General features: G+C 37.6%; 16 protein-coding genes, 1 pseudogene and 3 riboswitches. Of the genes and pseudogenes, 7 read left to right on the top strand and 10 right to left on the bottom strand.

Annotation, left to right across the window (positions count from 1 at the left end):
- Positions 1–129: 129 nt before the first annotated feature.
- The 5 genes from ACIP9W_RS19300 to mtnK form a co-directional block, all read right to left on the bottom strand.
- A complete protein-coding gene (locus tag ACIP9W_RS19300) occupies positions 130–1,152 on the bottom strand; it encodes an ABC transporter permease (RefSeq protein ID WP_400792728.1) in 1,023 nt (340 codons plus the stop codon).
- Positions 1,127–2,611, bottom strand: a complete 1,485-nt coding sequence (locus ACIP9W_RS19295) for a sugar ABC transporter ATP-binding protein (protein ID WP_400792769.1) — start codon at positions 2,609–2,611, stop codon at positions 1,127–1,129. The genes ACIP9W_RS19300 and ACIP9W_RS19295 overlap by 26 nt, the downstream gene beginning before the upstream one ends.
- 84 nt (positions 2,612–2,695) lie before the next feature.
- A complete protein-coding gene (locus ACIP9W_RS19290) occupies positions 2,696–3,775 on the bottom strand; it encodes a sugar ABC transporter substrate-binding protein (protein ID WP_400792726.1) in 1,080 nt (359 codons plus the stop codon).
- Complete coding sequence (gene mtnA / locus ACIP9W_RS19285) at positions 3,772–4,827, bottom strand: S-methyl-5-thioribose-1-phosphate isomerase (RefSeq protein WP_400792724.1); 1,056 nt, start codon at positions 4,825–4,827, stop codon at positions 3,772–3,774. Before mtnA ends, ACIP9W_RS19290 begins: the two co-directional genes overlap by 4 nt.
- Entirely contained in the window at positions 4,824–6,014 is a 1,191-nt protein-coding gene (mtnK, locus tag ACIP9W_RS19280) for an S-methyl-5-thioribose kinase (RefSeq protein ID WP_400792722.1), read from the bottom strand. The genes mtnA and mtnK overlap by 4 nt, the downstream gene beginning before the upstream one ends.
- A 74-nt stretch (positions 6,015–6,088) precedes the next feature.
- Positions 6,089–6,243: riboswitch (SAM riboswitch) on the bottom strand.
- 176 nt (positions 6,244–6,419) lie between these two features.
- Positions 6,420–6,525, top strand: a riboswitch (SAM riboswitch).
- Between the two features lie 80 nt (positions 6,526–6,605).
- Here mtnK and mtnW point away from each other — a divergent pair.
- From mtnW to tatA, 6 genes are all read left to right on the top strand, one after another.
- Complete coding sequence (gene mtnW, locus ACIP9W_RS19275) at positions 6,606–7,820, top strand: 2,3-diketo-5-methylthiopentyl-1-phosphate enolase (protein WP_400792720.1); 1,215 nt, start codon at positions 6,606–6,608, stop codon at positions 7,818–7,820.
- Between the two features lie 5 nt (positions 7,821–7,825).
- On the top strand, positions 7,826–8,491 hold the full coding sequence (locus ACIP9W_RS19270; RefSeq protein WP_400792718.1) for a 2-hydroxy-3-keto-5-methylthiopentenyl-1-phosphate phosphatase: 666 nt from the start codon (positions 7,826–7,828) through the stop codon (positions 8,489–8,491).
- A complete protein-coding gene (locus ACIP9W_RS19265; RefSeq protein WP_400792717.1) occupies positions 8,488–9,105 on the top strand; it encodes a methylthioribulose 1-phosphate dehydratase in 618 nt (205 codons plus the stop codon). The genes ACIP9W_RS19270 and ACIP9W_RS19265 overlap by 4 nt, the downstream gene beginning before the upstream one ends.
- Positions 9,106–9,120: 15 nt before the next feature.
- On the top strand, positions 9,121–9,654 hold the full coding sequence (locus tag ACIP9W_RS19260) for a 1,2-dihydroxy-3-keto-5-methylthiopentene dioxygenase (RefSeq protein ID WP_400792715.1): 534 nt from the start codon (positions 9,121–9,123) through the stop codon (positions 9,652–9,654).
- A 393-nt stretch (positions 9,655–10,047) separates the two neighbouring features.
- On the top strand, positions 10,048–10,803 hold the full coding sequence (gene tatC / locus ACIP9W_RS19255; RefSeq protein ID WP_282241642.1) for a twin-arginine translocase subunit TatC: 756 nt from the start codon (positions 10,048–10,050) through the stop codon (positions 10,801–10,803).
- Positions 10,804–10,829: 26 nt separating this feature from the next.
- A complete protein-coding gene (tatA, locus tag ACIP9W_RS19250; protein WP_282241643.1) occupies positions 10,830–11,033 on the top strand; it encodes a twin-arginine translocase TatA/TatE family subunit in 204 nt (67 codons plus the stop codon).
- 44 nt (positions 11,034–11,077) lie between these two features.
- On the opposite strand, the gene ACIP9W_RS19245 is transcribed toward tatA, so the two are convergent.
- From ACIP9W_RS19245 to ACIP9W_RS19230, 4 genes are all read right to left on the bottom strand, one after another.
- On the bottom strand, positions 11,078–12,244 hold the full coding sequence (locus ACIP9W_RS19245; RefSeq protein ID WP_400792713.1) for a TraB/GumN family protein: 1,167 nt from the start codon (positions 12,242–12,244) through the stop codon (positions 11,078–11,080).
- 661 nt (positions 12,245–12,905) lie between these two features.
- Complete coding sequence (locus tag ACIP9W_RS19240; protein ID WP_400792712.1) at positions 12,906–13,640, bottom strand: amino acid ABC transporter ATP-binding protein; 735 nt, start codon at positions 13,638–13,640, stop codon at positions 12,906–12,908.
- A 15-nt stretch (positions 13,641–13,655) separates the two neighbouring features.
- Positions 13,656–14,408, bottom strand: a complete 753-nt coding sequence (locus tag ACIP9W_RS19235) for an amino acid ABC transporter permease (protein ID WP_400792710.1) — start codon at positions 14,406–14,408, stop codon at positions 13,656–13,658.
- A gap of 63 nt (positions 14,409–14,471) precedes the next feature.
- Positions 14,472–15,317, bottom strand: a complete 846-nt coding sequence (locus tag ACIP9W_RS19230; protein WP_400792708.1) for a transporter substrate-binding domain-containing protein — start codon at positions 15,315–15,317, stop codon at positions 14,472–14,474.
- A 126-nt stretch (positions 15,318–15,443) separates the two neighbouring features.
- A riboswitch (Lysine riboswitch) is annotated at positions 15,444–15,628 on the bottom strand.
- Between the two features lie 254 nt (positions 15,629–15,882).
- On the opposite strand from ACIP9W_RS19230, the gene ACIP9W_RS19225 reads away from it, so the two are divergent.
- Entirely contained in the window at positions 15,883–17,283 is a 1,401-nt protein-coding gene (locus ACIP9W_RS19225; RefSeq protein WP_400792707.1) for a purine-cytosine permease family protein, read from the top strand.
- Positions 17,284–17,578: 295 nt separating this feature from the next.
- On the opposite strand, the pseudogene phnX reads toward ACIP9W_RS19225, so the two are convergent.
- Positions 17,579–18,335, bottom strand: a pseudogene (phnX, locus tag ACIP9W_RS19220) (phosphonoacetaldehyde hydrolase).
- Positions 18,336–18,461 lie beyond the last annotated feature (126 nt).

Genomic DNA, 18,461 nt, shown 5'->3' with positions numbered 1-18,461 from the left:
AGTAAGACGCCCACTTCAAAATGTAAGAAAAGCGAAAAGATAAGTGGGAGATCAACTGCCCGTAAAAGCCCGATTGGTTTAACTAACAATCTGCGGGGGGAAGAACCCCCCACTGATTGAAGTTTCACTTTATCCTGTTTGGCTGAATCTTTTTTTCGCATAAACATACGTCACAGCAAGTGCTGACACTAACACGGCACCTTTGATAATATCAAATGCATAATACGGCAAATTCATGATCGTTAAGCCATTTAATAATATTCCGATCACTGCTGCTCCAAAGAATGTCCCGATAGCATTTGGCTTCCCTGCTCCAAGTACGGAGTAACCTACAAAAACAGCCGCCACCGCTTCCATTAACATCGGAGCCCCCGCATCAATTTGACCCGAACCAACACGTGCAGTGAACAGTATGCCTGCCATAGAAGCAAATACACCAGAAATCACATATGCTGCAAACTTCACTTTACGCGTATTCACTCCAGACAACGTAGCAGCTTCTGCATTTCCCCCTGTCATATATAAAACCCGTCCCCAACGAGTATGATGGAGTACTACATAAGCGATTAACACCATTCCTAGCATGATCCATACAGGAACCGGTAAACCAAGCATTCTTCCTTGACCAATCCAAAGAAATGCTTCCGACAACTGACCCGGAGCAGTACCACCAGCAGTAAGCGGCATATTGTTGTAAATAGAATAACCTTCCGTATAGGTACGATGAAAACCCGCGACGATATACATCATACTTAATGTCGCAAGCAAATCTGGAATCCCTAATACTACAATTAGAAAGCTATTAAGTACACCTACTAATACTCCTACTAAAATCGGTAAAATAATAACAAGCCAAAGCGGCATCTCATACCATACCATTAAAGAAGCTGTTATGACTGTTGACAAGGACATGGTGGAACCAACCGACAGATCAAATCCGCCTACTACTAATGTAAAGGTGACCCCTAATGCAAGTAACGTAACAATAGAGATTGAACGCAATATATCCGTAAAGTTAGCGTAAGTTAAAAATGCTTCACTAATCGAACTAAAATACAAAATAATAATGATTAATAACGCAATAGCACCATATTTGAATAAAAATTGAATTCCATTTTCTTTTAATTTATTCTTCTTTCCCACCGCTTGCATACAACAAAATCCTTTCCTGGGTCGCATCTCCCCGTGAAAATTCCTTCACGATTTGACCGTTATACATGACTAAAATACGATCGGCAATACCTAATGCTTCTTGAATTTCGCTAGAAAAGTAAAGACAGCCCTTTCCACTCTCTGCTAGTTCCCGAATTAGCTTAAAAATGTCTGTTTTTGCTCCTATATCGACACCTTTTGTCGGTTCATCAAATAAGTACAGAATGGAATCTCGCGAAGTCCACTTACCGATTACTACTTTTTGCTGATTTCCTCCACTTAAATGAACCAGCGGCGTTTCCGTATCATCTGTTTTAATCTGTAATCGTTTAATAATATCCTTTGCAAAACTTTTTTCTAATCTATTATTCATAAATAATAGATTAGAAAACTTTCGTAAATTAGGAAAAGAAGCATTTGTTTGCAAGGATTCATGGACGAATAATCCCTCTTTTCTACGTTCTTCGGGAATAAGGGCCATCCCTGCGTCAATGGCATCTCTAGGATGTGTTGCTTTTAACTTCTTACCTAAAAGTTCCACACTTCCTCTTTGAAGTGATTCTAAGCCAAATAATGCTTTTGCTAATTCGGTCTTCCCTGCACCTACCAGACCAACAATACCAACAATCTCTCCTTCTGCGACAGTAAAGGAAAGATCCTTTAATTTTTGGCCATCTGATAATTCTTTTACGTCTAGTAACGTTTCTCCTAAAGCGTAATTTCTACTATACGGCTCTTGGTGATAGGAAGTACCGAGCATTGCTTCAATAATTTTCTCTGCGGTTGCATCTGCAGTTTGAAAAACGTCTACCAGTTTTCCATCGCGCATAACAGTTATTCTGTCACTAATCTCAAATACTTCTGGAAGTCGATGCGAAATAAATATGCAACCGACTCCCTGTGCTTTCAATTGATGAATAACAGAAAATAGCTTAGTGGATTCGTGGAGCGATAAAGGAGCGGTCGGTTCATCAAAAATAATAATTTTTGCCGAACTAACAAGTGCCCTTGCGATTAAAACAAGTTGTTTTTCTGCCAACGTGAGTTTAAATGCTGGCTGTTGGACTGGAATATTCTCTGCCTGTAATTGCTTTAATGCAACGCTCGCCTCTTTGTAGAGTTTCGATGTAGAGATAAACAAGTTATTATTCGTTGCAATGGTATCGAGCATAATATTTTCGGCAACAGATAATTCAGGTACAATTGCGGTGTCTACTTCCTGGTAAACACAGTAAATCCCATTTTCTTTTGCCGCTTTTGGTGACCGTAGATTAACACGCTTACCATCTATCAAAATTTCACCTTCATCTTGCTCATACACTCCCGACAAAATTTTCATCAGTGTGCTTTTTCCAGCACCGTTTACACCTAGCAATGCATGCACTTCCCCTTTTTCTAGGTGAAACTTTGCATCCTCTAATGCTGTCACTTTTCCAAATGACTTACGTATTGAATTCATCGACAGAAAAGGGTTAGCCACAAACATGCTCCTTTCTATAAAAACAGCTGCCCTATTTTTCAGGACAGCTGCTAGTAGTTGAGTTTATTGATTTTCCAACTCTTTTAGTGCATCCGTATACCCTTGTTCGCTTGCACCCCAGTCCTCGATAAACTCATGTAAGCTATTAGTCGTCACCGTTTCTTCTGGAAGTTTAGATGCATCGACAAACACTGGTTCTAGTACAACGTTCGCTTCTGGATTTTCACCATTAATCTTTTGATATAAATAACGTACTTGAATACGCCCTATATCCATTGGATCAACAGCTGCGGAAGCAACCCAAGGACTATTTTCCTTTTGAATCATCTGCAGATCCTCATCGCTCATATCTATGCTATACACTTTAATATCAGTTCTGCCTGCCTGTTCAATCGCTCGAACTGCACCTTTTGCAAATTCATCCCAAGCTGCCCAAACTGCTGTGATATCCCCTTCGTTTGGATATTGTTTTAATATTGCTTCCATCTGTGATTGTGTATCTAGTGCTGTATTTTGTGTTGCTGCTCCAAATGTAGCAATTTCTTTAATTCCTGGATTTTCTGATAAAAACTGTTCGTAAGCAACTTGTCTTCTTTCCATCGGTGCAAAACCAGCAACCCAAATTTTCACGATATTGGCTTCACCATTCGCATCTTCCGATAATTTCTGTAAGGTCATTTCCGCCATTTTTTGATCGCCTTGCTCTAGCACAGTAATTCCTTCTACGTCCACACCAGCGTCAAATGCTACTACTGGGATCCCTTTGTCTACGGCATTCTGAACACCTTGGTTTAATGCTTCTTTTGTTCCATGGTCTATTAAGATTCCGTCCATGCCTTGATTTACCGCTGCATCTAAATTCGATGCCATTTTTGCTAAGTCCCCTTCTGAGTTGAATACAGTAACGGTTCCTCCAAAGTTCTCCACTTGTTCCTTTACACCTTCAATATATTGCGCAGAAAAGGTCCCAAGATTTTGTTGTAAAATCAGTGCGATTTTCTTTCCAGCCAAAGGATTTTCTGAAACTTTCTCCGAGCTAGGCCTTGACGTTTCTTCTTTTGCATTGCTTTTGGGCTGACATCCCGTTAATAGAATGCCAATGATCAATAGTACCGATATTAACGAAGCTATTTTTGTTTTCATGATTTTTCTCCTTTTTTTGTACCGATTAATGCAATAATGTTGTTACTGTATTCCGGATAAATGATTCCTTTTTCCGTAATAATCGCCGTTATTAAATGCGCCGGTGTCACATCAAAGGCCGGATTATATACTTTTGTATTATCTGGCGCTACTTGTTTGCCAGCGATATGTGTAATCTCCTCCGAAGGCCGTTCTTCTATTTGTATCGTTTCTCCATTTGCGATGGACAAATCAAAAGTAGAAGAAGGTGCCGCCACATAAAATGGAATTTGATATGCCGCTGCCAATAAAGCCAAGTTGAGTGTCCCAATTTTATTGGCCGTATCGCCATTTACAGCAATTCGGTCTGCCCCAACGATAATCGCTTCGATTCCTTTTGCTCCTGTCGTATGAGCGGCCATACTATCCGTAATCAAAGTGACATCGACTCCAGATTGTTGAAGCTCCCATACAGTAAGTCGTGCTCCTTGAAAAACAGGTCTCGTTTCACAAGCATATACTTGAAACTGCTTTCCTTTTTCAGCACCTAGATGGAAAGGTGCTAGTGCAGTTCCATATTTTGCAGTTGCAATCGTGCCTGCATTACAAATAGTCATGACTTTTGTAAAATCTTCAAGTAAAGATAATGCATATTCACCAATAGCACGGCAGGATTCCTCATCTTCTTTGTATATGCTATCTGCTTCCTCTAATAATTGTCTCTTCGCTTCTTGTACAGTTTCCGCCTGCTCCACTGAACCACGTAGGCGCTCCAAAGCCCACACTAAATTGACAGCTGTTGGTCTAGATCCAGCTAAATATAGTGCATCTTTACTTAGTAATTGATAGAATTCCTCCAATGAATTGGTTTCGTAAAACTGTGCTGCTGCTGCTAATCCATAGGTAGCGGTAATACCAATTGCTGGAGCTCCTCGAACTTTTAAAGTTAAGATGGCATCATATACATCTTCCAGTGTTTCTAGAGTTTCATACACTACTTCAAGCGGTAACTTTTGTTGATTCAATATTTCAAGTTTATTATTGTTCCATTTGATCGATAACGGAATAGTCATTTTTGCAACTCCTCAAGTAAAACAATTACCGCTTGGATAGAACTTATACTTTCGCGTTTCAATAAGAGAAGTTCTCCGATGCGTAATGCTTGTTTCTTAGACAGAATTCTTTTTTCATCCTCTACAATTCCGTCCAAGTCTTTTACATGGGCTAAGCCAATCGTTCTCCTAATTAACTCACAACCAGCAAAACCAAGAGTATCTCGGAAAATCTTATTCAATACATAAGCTTTAAATCCTTTTGTATCTTTATATGATTCCACCGCCTTGTTTTCCCAAAGTTCCGAAAAATCAGCAGAAAATACTTCCCATGTTTGTTCAATATGGCGGAGGATTACATCTCGCTGCTCTCCTTCTCTTGTAATCGTTTGAACAATTAAATTGGCTAAAAATAAGCCCACGTCAAATCCAATTGGCCCATAAAAAGCGAATTCCGGATCAATTACTTTCGTTTCCGTTTCACTCGCAAAAATACTTCCTGTATGCAAATCTCCGTGCAGTAAAGCCTCTGCTTCTGTTAAAAAGCTTTTCTTTAATTTTGCCACTTCTAATTTTAGAAGTTCATTATTCCAAATGGCTTCCACCTCTGCTCGCAAGGAAGGTTCAAAATCATTTGTTTCATGGTCAAAAAATGGATCTGTAAAAATTAAATCCTCTGTAATTTTACATAGCTCTGGATTGGAAAACTCTGAAACTAGTTTCTTTTTTTCAAATGGATGCAATGCAAAATCAGACGTATGGAATAAGGTTTGCGCAAGATATTTCCCAATATCGGTCGCTAACTTTGGATAGGACTCAAGGCCGATCAATCCTTCCCTTGCAATAGTGAGACGGGATAAGTCCTCCATCACGGTAATCGCCAATTCTTCATCAATTGCGTATACTTCTGGTACTAGTCCTGCTGCAAATTCCCCGTGTTTTTTAAGAGCAGTTGCTTCAATTAGCGCACGCTTCAATGTTAGTGGCCAGCTTTCACCAACTACCTTTGCATAGGGTAATGCTTGTTTTAAAATGATACCCTTCCCGCTTCTCAAGTCCTTAATGTGAAAAACATAATTCAGATTACCATCGCCAATTTCACTACAAGTAAGTTGCGCATCATCCGAAAAAAGGTTCAAATTTTTTGCGTATATGATAGCCTGCTCTTCTGTTAAAGATTCATATTGTTTCTTCGTGGCAATTGTCATTTTTCTCTACCTTCCTTTTACAAAATAAAAAACCTCTTTCCAAAGAAAGAGGCGTAGAATAAGAGACTTCTCGCCTCTTATCTTTCAGAAAGTTTCCTTTCTGATGGAATTAGCACCGTGCCTTAAGAGATCTTCATCTCGGCGCAAAAAGCGCCCCGTCTCACAACGGTATTACGGTCGGTTGCTGGGCTTCATCGGGCCATTACCCTCTGCCTGCTCTTGATAAGAGTGCTATTATTTTTCACGTAATGTTATTTGATTAGAATCCTAGCATACTCAAAAAAGAATTGTCAATTACCTTTTTAAATTTTATAAAAAATCTAAATACTGTATTGACATAATACCCGTTGCATGAAATAATCATTATTAATTTGACAATATAACGTAATTTTAATTGAATAATTTTTCTTATTTAGAGCAGGTGGAGGGACGAGCCCTATGATACCCGGCAACCGATTCAGTAATTGAACACGGTGCTAATTCTTGCAGTCAGTTGACTGAGAAATAAGAAGTTGTTAACTACTTAACCTCTTCTTGTTTGAAGAGGTTTTTTATATTATTGGGCAATTTATATTAAAGGAGATTGAAATTATGAGTGGAGTAACTTCTGTTTATCAATTATACGGAAAGCCTGGATCATTCGAAAAAAAAGCAGAAGGCATCGCTTTAGGTCTAACAATTGGTTCATGGACCGATTTACCTTTACTGGAACAAGAACAATTAAAACAGCATAAAGGGAATGTTGTTTCGATTAAGGAATATGAAAATATACAACACCCAACCAAATTAGATCAAATAAAAGCAGAGATAAAGATAGAATATCCTAGTGTCAACTTTTCACCAGATTTACCTGCCATACTAACAACTGTTTTTGGCAAATTATCATTAGACGGTGAAGTGAAACTATTAGACTTAGAATTTTCTCCAGAGCTATTAGCAAATTTTCCAGGACCGAGGTTTGGTATTGAGCAAATAAGAAACGTATTAAATGTACATAATCGACCACTCATCATGAGCATTTTCAAAGGAGTCATTGGAAGGGACATCGATTATTTAGCAGAACAGCTTCGACATCAAGCACTTGGAGGGGTAGATTTAGTAAAAGACGATGAGATTCTTTTCGACAATCCATTAACCCCTTTTGAAAAACGAATTACAACTGCCAAGGAAGTATTGCGTCAAGTGTATGAAGAAACTGGACATCGTACACTTTATGCGGTGAATTTATCAGGACGAACGTCTGGTTTACGAGAAAAGGCTAAAATGGCGAAAGAACTCGGTGCAGATGCTTTACTACTAAATGTCCATGCATACGGACTGGATGTACTTCAAGAACTAGCTGAAGACGATGATATCCAACTACCATTAATGTCACATCCCGCATATAGCGGGGCATTCACTTCTTCTCCATTTTATGGTGTGGCAACATCCCTTTTACTTGGCAAATTAACACGGTATGCGGGAGCAGATTTTTCGTTATTTCCTTCTCCGTACGGAAGTGTTGCACTTGAGAAAAATGCAGCTCTTTCTCTAGGTGAAGAATTAACGAAAGCAAGTGCTGTAAAACGAACTTTCCCAGTTCCTTCTGCTGGCATACATCCAAGCTTAGTACCTCTATTAATGCAGGACTTTGGAGTTGATAGCATTATTAATGCTGGGGGCGGGGTACATGGACATCCTGCTGGTGCAATTGGCGGAGGGCGTGCCTTCAGACAAGCGGTGGAAGCGGTGCTTGCAGGAATTCCACTTACAGAAGCAGCAAAGCAGCATGTTGAACTCAAATCAGCAATCGAATTATGGGGGTAAACACAATGAAAAAATTAGTCATCTTTTGCGATTTTGATGGTACTATCACAACTCAAGATAATATCATCTCGATTATGAAAAAATTTGCTCCCCCTGAATATTTACCGATCAAAGAGAATATTTTGGCACAGAAACAATCGATCCGTGAAGGAGTAGCTCAAATGTTTGCACTACTACCTACTTCATTGAAAGATCAAATTGTTTCATATTTACTTGAACATGCACAAATACGCAAAGGCTTTGCTGAATTCGTTTCTTATACAAAACAACATAATATCCCACTTTATATTGTGAGTGGTGGAATTGACTTTTTTGTGAATCCGATGCTGGAGTCATTCGGGCCATTTTCCGATGTTTACTGTAACGAATCGGATTTTTCAGAGGATGTAATACAGATTAAATTCCCATATGGTTGCGATGATCAATGTACCAACCAGGGCTGTGGTTGTTGCAAGCCATCCATTATTCGCAAACTGCAAGACACTGATGCATTAAGCATTGTAATTGGAGATTCTATCACCGATTTAGAAGCTGCAAAATTAGCGGACATCGTCATTGCACGAGATTTCCTTATTAAAAAATGCGAAGAACTTCATATTCCATTTGAGCCGTTTGAAAGCTTTCATGACGTCATTAACATAATAGATGCAAAGTTAGGGGTAGAAATATGATCGCACTCCAAAGCAAATGGAAAGAGTTAGCAGACATTAAAGACGAACTAGCGGCAAGAGACTGGTTCATGGGCACTAGCGGAAACCTAGCGATAAAAGTGAGCGACCAGCCCCTACACTTTTTAGTAACAGCTAGTGGGAAAGATAAAAAGAAACGGACCATCGAAGACTTCTTACTCGTAAATGCGAGTGCTGATCCTGTGGAAGAAACTGATTTAAAACCATCTGCAGAAACATTACTGCATTGTGCTATATACAACAAAACCTCAGCTGGCTGTAGTCTTCATATTCATACAGTAGCAAATAATGTAATTTCAGAGATATACGGTGACGATGGCAAAATAGATTTTCAAGGTCAGGAGCTTATTAAAGCGTTTGGTTTATGGGAAGAGGATGCATTACTTTCTATCCCTATAATCCCAAACCATGTGCATATTCCAAGCCTAGCGGAAGAATTTAGTTCCCATATCCATGCAGATAAAGGAGCTGTATTAATCCGAAATCATGGCATTACCGTTTGGGGTAAAGACGGTTTTGAAGCAAAGAAACTATTAGAAGCTTGTGAGTTTTTATTTCAGTATCAAGTAGCATTACTTAAAATAAAATCAAAATAAGAGAGGAAGATTGAAATGGCTATTATTAAAATTCAAGGAACAAATGAAACAATTGAAGCGCAAAACGAGGTTGCGGCATTTTTAGAAAGCCAAGAAGTTGTTTATGAACACTGGGATATTGAAAAGCTACCTGTGCATCTTCGTGAGAAATTTGATCTTAGTGATGCAGAAAAAGAGGATATTCTACAAGCTTTTCAAGCAGAAATTGATGATATTTCGGCACGTCGAGGCTACCAAGCATCCGATATCATTTCCTTATCCGATTCTAACCCTAACTTAGATGAGCTACTGAAAAACTTTGAACGCAAACATATTCATACAGACGATGAAGTTCGTTATATTGTAAGTGGTCATGGAGTGTTTATCATCCAAGGGAAGGATGAACGTTTCTTTGAAGTTCATTTATCACCTGGGGATCTAATTTCTGTTCCTGAAAATATTACACATTACTTCACACTTGCAGAAGACCGTAAAGTAGTTGCAGTTCGAATTTTCGTGACAACGGAAGGCTGGGTACCAGTTTACCAGGATGAAGTTGCACAAAGCTAAATGAAAAGACTCCTAAATTGCAGTAACAGCAATTTAGGAGTTTTTTTATCCATTATTAAACTGGGGTACAATAATAAGAGTCAGCGAATTATTAGGAAAAAATGCAGAAGTTACTGGATTAGCCCTCATTAAACTATACTATATGGTTCTAATAATTTTATACTTTTACAATCAAGTTGTATAATGTATTTAATTCACTTAGTTTAATTCGTGCTTCTAATTGTTTATTAGGTAAACAAGGAGTACTTTTATTTACAAATCCATTGGAAAGAGTATAATGTGAAGATGACGTGAGTCTATACTACTCACTAGAGTATCTATTTTGATTGAATGAATTATACTAAAACATAAGCAAACTTCACTTTGTTTGAGAAGATGGGGTGGTAAAACCAAATGACACATGAACCAGAATTGACACTTGTCGAACATTTAACTGAATTACGCAAAAGACTTATCATTGTAGCAACAACATTTATCCTTTCACTTGCACTAGGGTTTTGGCTTGCACCTAAGACATTAACTTTTATAAAACAACAACCGACAGCTGCACATGTTGAATGGAACGTATTTGGTTATACAGATGGCCTTATGATCTATGTTAAATGTGCTCTAATTTTAGCTATATTAATTACTTTACCAATTGCCATGTATCAAATCTGGCTATTCGTAAAGCCTGGTCTATTAGAAAAAGAAGCAAAAGGAACAATTTACTTTATACCTGTCTCATTCTTTTTGTTTTTAGCAGGGATTAGTTTTAGTTATTTTATCCTTTTCCCGCTTATGTTGAACTTTATGTCGAATATTAACGATTCAATCGGTGCATTAGAAACTTATGGAATGCAGCAATATTTCACGTTTATGTTTAACTTAATCATTCCGGTGGGTATTGTATTTGAATTACCAGTAATTATTTTGTTTCTAACTAAGCTAGGAATCATAACTCCGGATCGATTAAGAAAGATGAGAAAGGTTTCTTACTTTATACTAGTAGTAGTTGGAGTTTCTATCACACCTCCAGACTTTATTTCTGATTTTATCATCGTTGTTCCTTTACTATTACTATTTGAAATAAGTATTCTCGTTTCAAGCTGGTCTTATAAAAAACAACTAGCAAAACAAGCTCTTGAGGAAGAAAGCTTAGAAAACTAATCTATTATTACGAGGAGGAACATCCAATGCCAAACATCGGTGTACCAGGATTAATCATCATTTTAATCATTGCTTTAATCGTATTCGGCCCTTCGAAATTACCTCAATTAGGTAGAGCAGTTGGACAAACCTTAAAAGAATTTAAAAATTCTACGAAAGATATCGTGGATGATGTAACAGAAGAATTCAAACTAGATGACAAAGAAGTAGACCTTAAAAAGAAAAACTAATACGTAAAGCCAGCTATCCTCTTGAATAGCTGGCTTTTACTTTTTTATAAATTATTAAAGAATACGCGAATTACATCTGCGCCGCCTATAAAAGTTCCAATAGAACCGACAAGATTTGTTAAAACAACGACCAATAAAATTCGAGTCACTTTGTTCCTCCAAAAACCTTTTATCGTAAAAACATCTTCCGCTAGTGTCTCAAAGTCGCCGACATTCGGACGACGGAAATATGCTTGAACAATACCTGAAACCCAGCCAGACGCTATTAGAGGGTGTAATGTAGTGATTGGAGCTACGATGAAAGCCGATAAGATTGCGAGCGGATGCCCGAGTGCAACCGCAGCCCCAATAGCAGCAAAACTTCCAGTCCAAAGAATCCAGCTTAACGCTTGATCAAAGCCAGCAGTCGGATTTGCTATAAAAGTATACACAACTAAAGCAACGAGTAGAGCTGGTATTGCCCAACCTAAAATCTTCGGAACAATTGACTTTGGAGGGATTTCTGTAAGTTTTTCTAAATCATGTTCCTTGTGAATCTCTTTCGTAATACCAGGAACATGCGCTGCACCTAAAACGGCTACTACCTTCTTGCCTGGTGCATCTTTAATTTTTTGTGCAAGATATTGATCTCTTTCGTCAATTAATGGAGTTTTTAGCTTTGGAAAAGACTCAGTAAATTCAGCAAGCACTGCATTTAGTGTGTCTTGCGTTTTCATCTTTTCTAGTTCTTCCTCCGAAATAGTTTCCTTGCTAAAAATACTAAAGATTACTCCGTTAAGCAGTTTTGCTTTTCCCATAAACCCGAGATTATGCCAAATACGAGAAAAGGTTATTTGAATATTTCGGTCTGCAAGCACTAGCTCTGCTCCATTTTCTTTCGCTGATTCAATCCCTTGAATCATTTCCTGACCTGGTTTTATCTTGAATTGCTTGGCTAAACGGTTTTGGAAAGAAGATATTGCTAAATTCATCAAAAGCAATGTAGCTTTCTTTTCTTTGATAACTTTAAAAATATCTGTATCTTTCCATTTGCTTCCTTCCATCACGGATTGATATCGCTGTTCGTCTAGCTCTATGCATACTGAGTCTGGTTTTTCTGCCTCAATTACTTCTTTTACTTGTTCTGCACTTTGTCTTGATACGTGCGCGGTTCCGATTAATATTAATTCTTTCCCATCTAAATTTATACGAGTAATATTCTCTTCTCTCACAAGTTTCTTCCTTCGTTGAGCATATTTCTTTTGTACAAATGCATCACAAAAGACTGTCTATTATTAATAATGAAGTAGATTAGGGGAAATTTCAATTATGTTTTATTAATTTACTTAATAAAAATCTAGGTAGTTCTATAGTTGTATATTGAGATACTTCATGGTTAGGAAAACTACGAGGTAGGTAATTGATGAAGTTGTCCGCTAGATTTTCACTGCAGTCGTACGCTTTCCGCCGGGTGAGCGATGAGCCATTCCCTCCGCTTAGGGCGTCCTTGGAATGTCTCATTTTGCTCCCTCATCTGGCAGGAGTCGACGCCTGCAGCAAAAATCAATGGTAAATTCTTTTTTATGTATGAACGACTTGCTAAAAACAAAATTATAAATAGTATTTAGCGTTTGTAAATCCAATAAATGGCTAAGAGCAACCAAACAGCTGAGGAAAGCAACCAGTTCTTGTCTGAGAGCAACTAGTCTAGTCTGAAAGCAACCAAATTACCCCTGAGAGCAACCATTTTTCATAAAACAAGTTTACTTGGAGTGAGACGCCGATGACTACCGAACAGTTTCCTCTATACTGCCAACTCATAGCAATATAATATCTTACTGCATAAAGCAAAAACATCCATTCACGTTTTAACATAAATGGATGTCCTTTGTTTTATTTTAACGTACGTTTTAAGAACTCTCTCGTACGTTCTTGAATTGGGTTATTGAAAATTTGCTCTGGGCTACCTTCTTCTGCAATAACCCCTTTATCCATAAATACAACACGGTCTGAAACTTCTTTTGCGAACTCCATTTCGTGTGTAACGATTAACATCGTAAGACCTGACTCCGCAAGCTCCTTCATGACCTTCAGAACCTCTCCAACCATCTCAGGATCTAGAGCCGATGTTGGTTCATCAAATAACATTACGTCTGGTTCCATTGAAAGTGCACGGGCGATTGCCACACGTTGCTTTTGCCCTCCTGATAGCTGGCTTGCTTTTGCATTTACGTATTGATCCATCCCAACAACTTTTAAATACTTCATCGCTATTTTTTCTGCTTCTTCTTTAGAACGTTTTAGCACTTTTATTTGTCCAACGACACAGTTGCTCAACACATTATGATTATTAAACAAGTTAAATTGTTGGAAAACCATCCCCAACTTTGTGCGATATGCATGTATATCATGTTTGTCGTCTAAAATATTTTCACCGTTATAAATAATTTGACCGCCACTTGGTTTTTCTAAAAGATTAATACAACGAAGAAGCGTGGATTTACCTGATCCAGAAGAACCGATTATACTGACCACTTCCCCTTTTTTAACAGAGAAATCAATGTCTTTTAGTACTTCACGTGCTCCAAAGGATTTGCTTAAATGTTGTATATCAACTACTTTTTCCATTATTGCTCCTCCTTCTTAGCTTTCTTTTGTATTCGTTAAAGTTACTTGCGCTGGCTGACCAATCATGCTGTAGTTTTCAGGTCCATCTAGTTTTCTTTCAAAATAACGTAGAATTAGTGTTACTGTATAGGTCATAACAAAGTACAACACACATGCCACGAAAAACGATTCAAAATAACGGAAGTTGTTTCCTGCAATCGATTTTGTTTGGAAAAATAACTCCGATACACTAATGACGTTTAGTACAGATGTATCTTTAATATTAATGATAAATTGGTTACCCGTTGCCGGTAATATATTACGAATGACTTGTGGTAAAACTACATGGAGCATTGTTTGTATATGATTCATCCCGATTGCTTGAGCAGCTTCGAATTGCCCTTTTTCAATAGAAATGACTCCACCACGTACAATTTCTGCCATATAAGCTCCTGTATTTATCGATACAATGAAAACAGCTGCCACTAGGGCATTCATATCAATATTAAAAGCTAGCATGGATCCGTAATAAATAACCATTGCCTGTACAATCATTGGTGTTCCACGGAAAAATTCAATATATACAGAAAGGATTATATTTACTACCTTTAGTAATATTCGTTTTGCTGCTCTTTCAGGCAGCGGAATTGTGCGTATAACTCCTGCTAATAAACCGATAACTGAACCGATTATTGTACCGATTATAGAAATTAATAAAGTAATTCCTGCTCCCCGAAGGAACATCGGCCAGTTATCGGAAACGATTGATACTACCCACTCGAAACTCATCATATTCCTCCTTTTAAGCGTAAAAAACGACTGCAATAAAATTGCAGCCGATATGTTTCGTCATTATTCTGCAGCTGGTTGATTTTTTATCGCATTATCCATAATTTCTTGACGTTCTTCTTCTGAGATTTTTGCTAAGATCTCATTAATTTTTTCTGTTAGTTCACTATCTTTTGTAAGCCCTACTGCAACTGCCGTTTCTTCTTCCGATGCCTTGAATCCTTCTGTAAATTCAACCATTACAAAGTTTTCATTTGCAGAAGAAGCACTAATTCCTTCAGGGCGCTCGGATACATAACCATCGATTTTACCTGACTCTAATGCAACGCGCATTGCTGGAAAATTATCCATAGCAGTTTGTTTTTTTACACCGTCAATTTGATCGATCACACCGTAATGGGAAGTGTTTAGCTGCCCAGTCACTTTTGCCCCTTTAAAATCTTGAATGGATGTAGCATTCTCATAAGGTCCACCTTTTTTTACAACCATTACAAAATTAGATGTATAGTAGTTATCAGAGAAGTCGATTGTGGCTTTGCGTTCCTTTGTAGGAGACATACCTGCCATTATTGCATCAATTTTACCTGATGTTAAAGCAGGAACTAAACCATCCCATTCTGTTTTAACAATGACCAATTCTTTGCCTAAGCCTTCTGCAATTTTCTTAGCCATTTCTACATCGTATCCACCTGCATATTCTGAGTTGCCTTGAAGTTTCACTCCACCGTTAGAATCGTCCATTTGTGTCCAGTTAAATGGTGGGTATCCAGCTTCTAAACCGATTGTAAATGTATCGCTTTCTTGAGTTGACGCGCCTGAACCTGCTTTTTCTGTGTTATCCGTTCCACATGCTGCTAAAAGTAATAAGATTGATACGAACATTGTTAGTAATAGAAATTTATTTTTCACTTGTATTTCTCCCCTTTTATTTTTAGTTTATGTTTGAAAACAATAAAAAAGGACAACCTATAAAAAAGACCTGAGATGAACTCAGGTCGCAATTTGTATAGTTGCCCTAAATCCTCTACTTTACCCAAATGAGATAGCACACCACAATAAACCGGGACGTTTAAAGTGGACAGTCCTGCAGTTGTTCACTGCAGACCCAGCATGTAATACGGAGAAATATTTACAAACTTCGGCGACATTTCCTTCTCCCTAGCATCATTGCTTCTCAAACTCCGCTAAGGACTAATAAATATCGCGCCTCTACCCCACTTATCAAGTGAGGTCATATTTAATTAATTTATGTTTCATAGTCTACAACAACATCAGATATGTGTCAACCAGCTATTCATAATGACTTTTTAAACTTCCAAAAAAATCATATTTCATATGCCCTTAAAAACACTAGATTTGATAAAATATTGCCTTTATTGATATAATGGAAAATGGATGAATTGGTGAACGAATCTTTTTACAATAAAATGGAAGTTTAATATTCATAAAATTATACAAAAAGGGAGTTGATATTATGGGATCTGTCCAAGTCGCAGATCACAAAGTGTCAGAAGAAATGAAAGATGATTATTCATTAGACAGAGTGCCAAGAGATCAGAGAAAAGCGGGTTGGTTTAGTATAACTAACATCACTTTTGGGATAGCAACGGCCATTTTTTATTTTCAAATGGGAAGCGTTATGGCACTTCAATTCGGAGCCATCAATGCCATCATATCCTCCATATATGCGATAATTGTTGCTGGTATACTCGGAACGTTCATCACATATCTTTCAGCAAAATCCGGTATGAACGTCAACTTATTATCTAGGGGTGGAGGTTTTGGTTACATAGGTGCATCGTTAACCTCATTCATTTATGCAACAAACTTCATCATGTACTGTGCATTTGAAGGCCTAATTTTAGTTTCCGCAGTTCACACCTTCTTCCCCATCATACCAGAATGGGCACTAATCATTTTCTTCGGATTAATTGTAATTCCACTAAATTGGTTTGGAGTCAAGCAACTCGATAAATTACAAAAGTGGTCATTGCCAATTTTTGTTGTTTTCTTGGTGACTGCCATTACTATATCATTTTACAAACCTTCCGTTTTTGAAGGGGCTTTTTGGACTTATATGCCAGAAGGTGTTCAAATGGGTGGACAAGCTTTACTTCTATGTATCGGAATGCAACATGGGATAATGGGTTTAACAGCCTTAATTTCTTCCGATTATGCACGATTCCTTAAGCCAAAAGACATTAAATTTGGTTCTTTTATGATTGGGTTTATACCACAAATTTTCTGTTTCGGTGTAATGGGAGGTCTCGGTATATGGTTTGGTGTTCGTTTAGGTGAACCAAATCCAGGAGTTTATATTGTTCTGCTTTTAGGCATCGGCGGCGTTTTATTTACCATGTTAACGCAACTACGTATAAATGTTACCAATATATATAGTAGTTCCTTATCACTAGCTAATTTCTTCGAGAACATTTTTAAATTTACACCAGGTAGACGCTTTTGGGTAGTTGTATCAGGATTAGTTGCTATCGGCTTAATGCTAGGTGGCATTGTTGATCATCTAGATACAGCAATGACATTCCAAGGAGTCTTTTTACTCGCTTGGGCTGCTATATTAGTTACGGATGCAATGATTGTGAAAAAGCTATTGAAAATTGGACCAGGTTACTATGAAGCTCGACACGAGTTTTTATATAAATGGAATCCTGTTGGCGTCGTTTCTCTATTAATCTCCAGTGCGTTAGGAACGATAGCTGCATTAGGATATATGGGATCATTTTTGCAAAGCACTGCAGCATTTTTTGCAGCAATTTTAGCAGCTATACTTACAGTAGTTTTAGCAGTTTATACAAAAGGTAAGTATTATAGCAAAGGTACAGCCACTGACATACCTAAGGAAGATTATATTGCTTAATAGGTAGAATTAATTGCTTCTTTAACAGTAATTGACCAATCGATCAGCCCACCATTCATTTTATCGACTGATTTCCAAGTGGCCTTTTTAAGGTATTTGATTCGTTACACACTATATGCACGCTTCTTTTTTCGAGGTTGTGTTTATAGTATGCTGATCATGTGATTGGCTTTCCATTATTTAGTTCCTCTATAAGAATAGCCCCAAACTTATATAACCTCTTTACGCTAAAAAGGTGTAGCATACGCTCTATTTCTTATCAGAGCATTTGCTACACCTTTTTCCTTCTTCTCATTTATCTTAATCCAGGTCTTTTACCTACAGAAATATAATTATTAATACGATCTATTAACTTAGGAAGTTCACTCATTGTTTCTATCGTAAAGTCTGCTCCATTTTCTCTAAAAGAGGTTGCTGTTTTATCAATAGCCATTTCTTTTTTAGATTCTGATAAAGCATTATATTCATCCAAGTTTAATCCCATTTCAGAGCTTCCCACAATGACACCAACAGACCAAACGCCGGCATTAACACCTTCTTTAATATCTGAAATAGTGTCGCCTGTACGGATATGGTCTTCCTATAGATTTTGTATCATCAGGTGTGACATAAAAATCGGGATTGTAGCCTTTTTGGGAAGCACTCGATACAACGACGTCCATCATCTTATTTGTATATCCAGTTGTGAATCCAATTTTTAATCCTTGATTTTTTAATAACTCCATGGTAGCTACTACGCCAGGAATTGGAGATGTGTACTCTGACAATGAAGCCATTAATGCAGATTCAAATTCTGCATATAAGCTTTCTACATCTTGTTCATTAAATAATCTTCCGTATTTTTCTTCCCATAACTGAGTTACTCTAGGCATAGATAACATCGCTCGAATATGATCGATTTTCAGCATTCCCATTGGTTCTCTTGCTTCTTCCATTGTCACTTCAATACCAGCATTTTTAAATATATTGATAAATACATTTACCGGTGCAAAACATCCGAAATCTATCGCTGTTCCAGCCCAATCTAATATTACTCCTTCAACTTTGCTCATATCGCCACCTCTTTCATATATTCTTCTATAATATTACATAACTCTTGTATATCTTTATCAAAGATTACTCCGATATTTCCGATAGGGAATGTATCTACATTCCATAATTTACTTGGATAAATGACA

Source organism: Psychrobacillus sp. NPDC093180 (assembly GCF_044754065.1).
Taxonomy (GTDB): Bacteria; Bacillota; Bacilli; order Bacillales_A; family Planococcaceae; genus Psychrobacillus.
The sequence above is the reverse complement of the archived record's forward strand: the minus strand, read 5'-3'. Positions and strand labels throughout refer to the sequence as shown.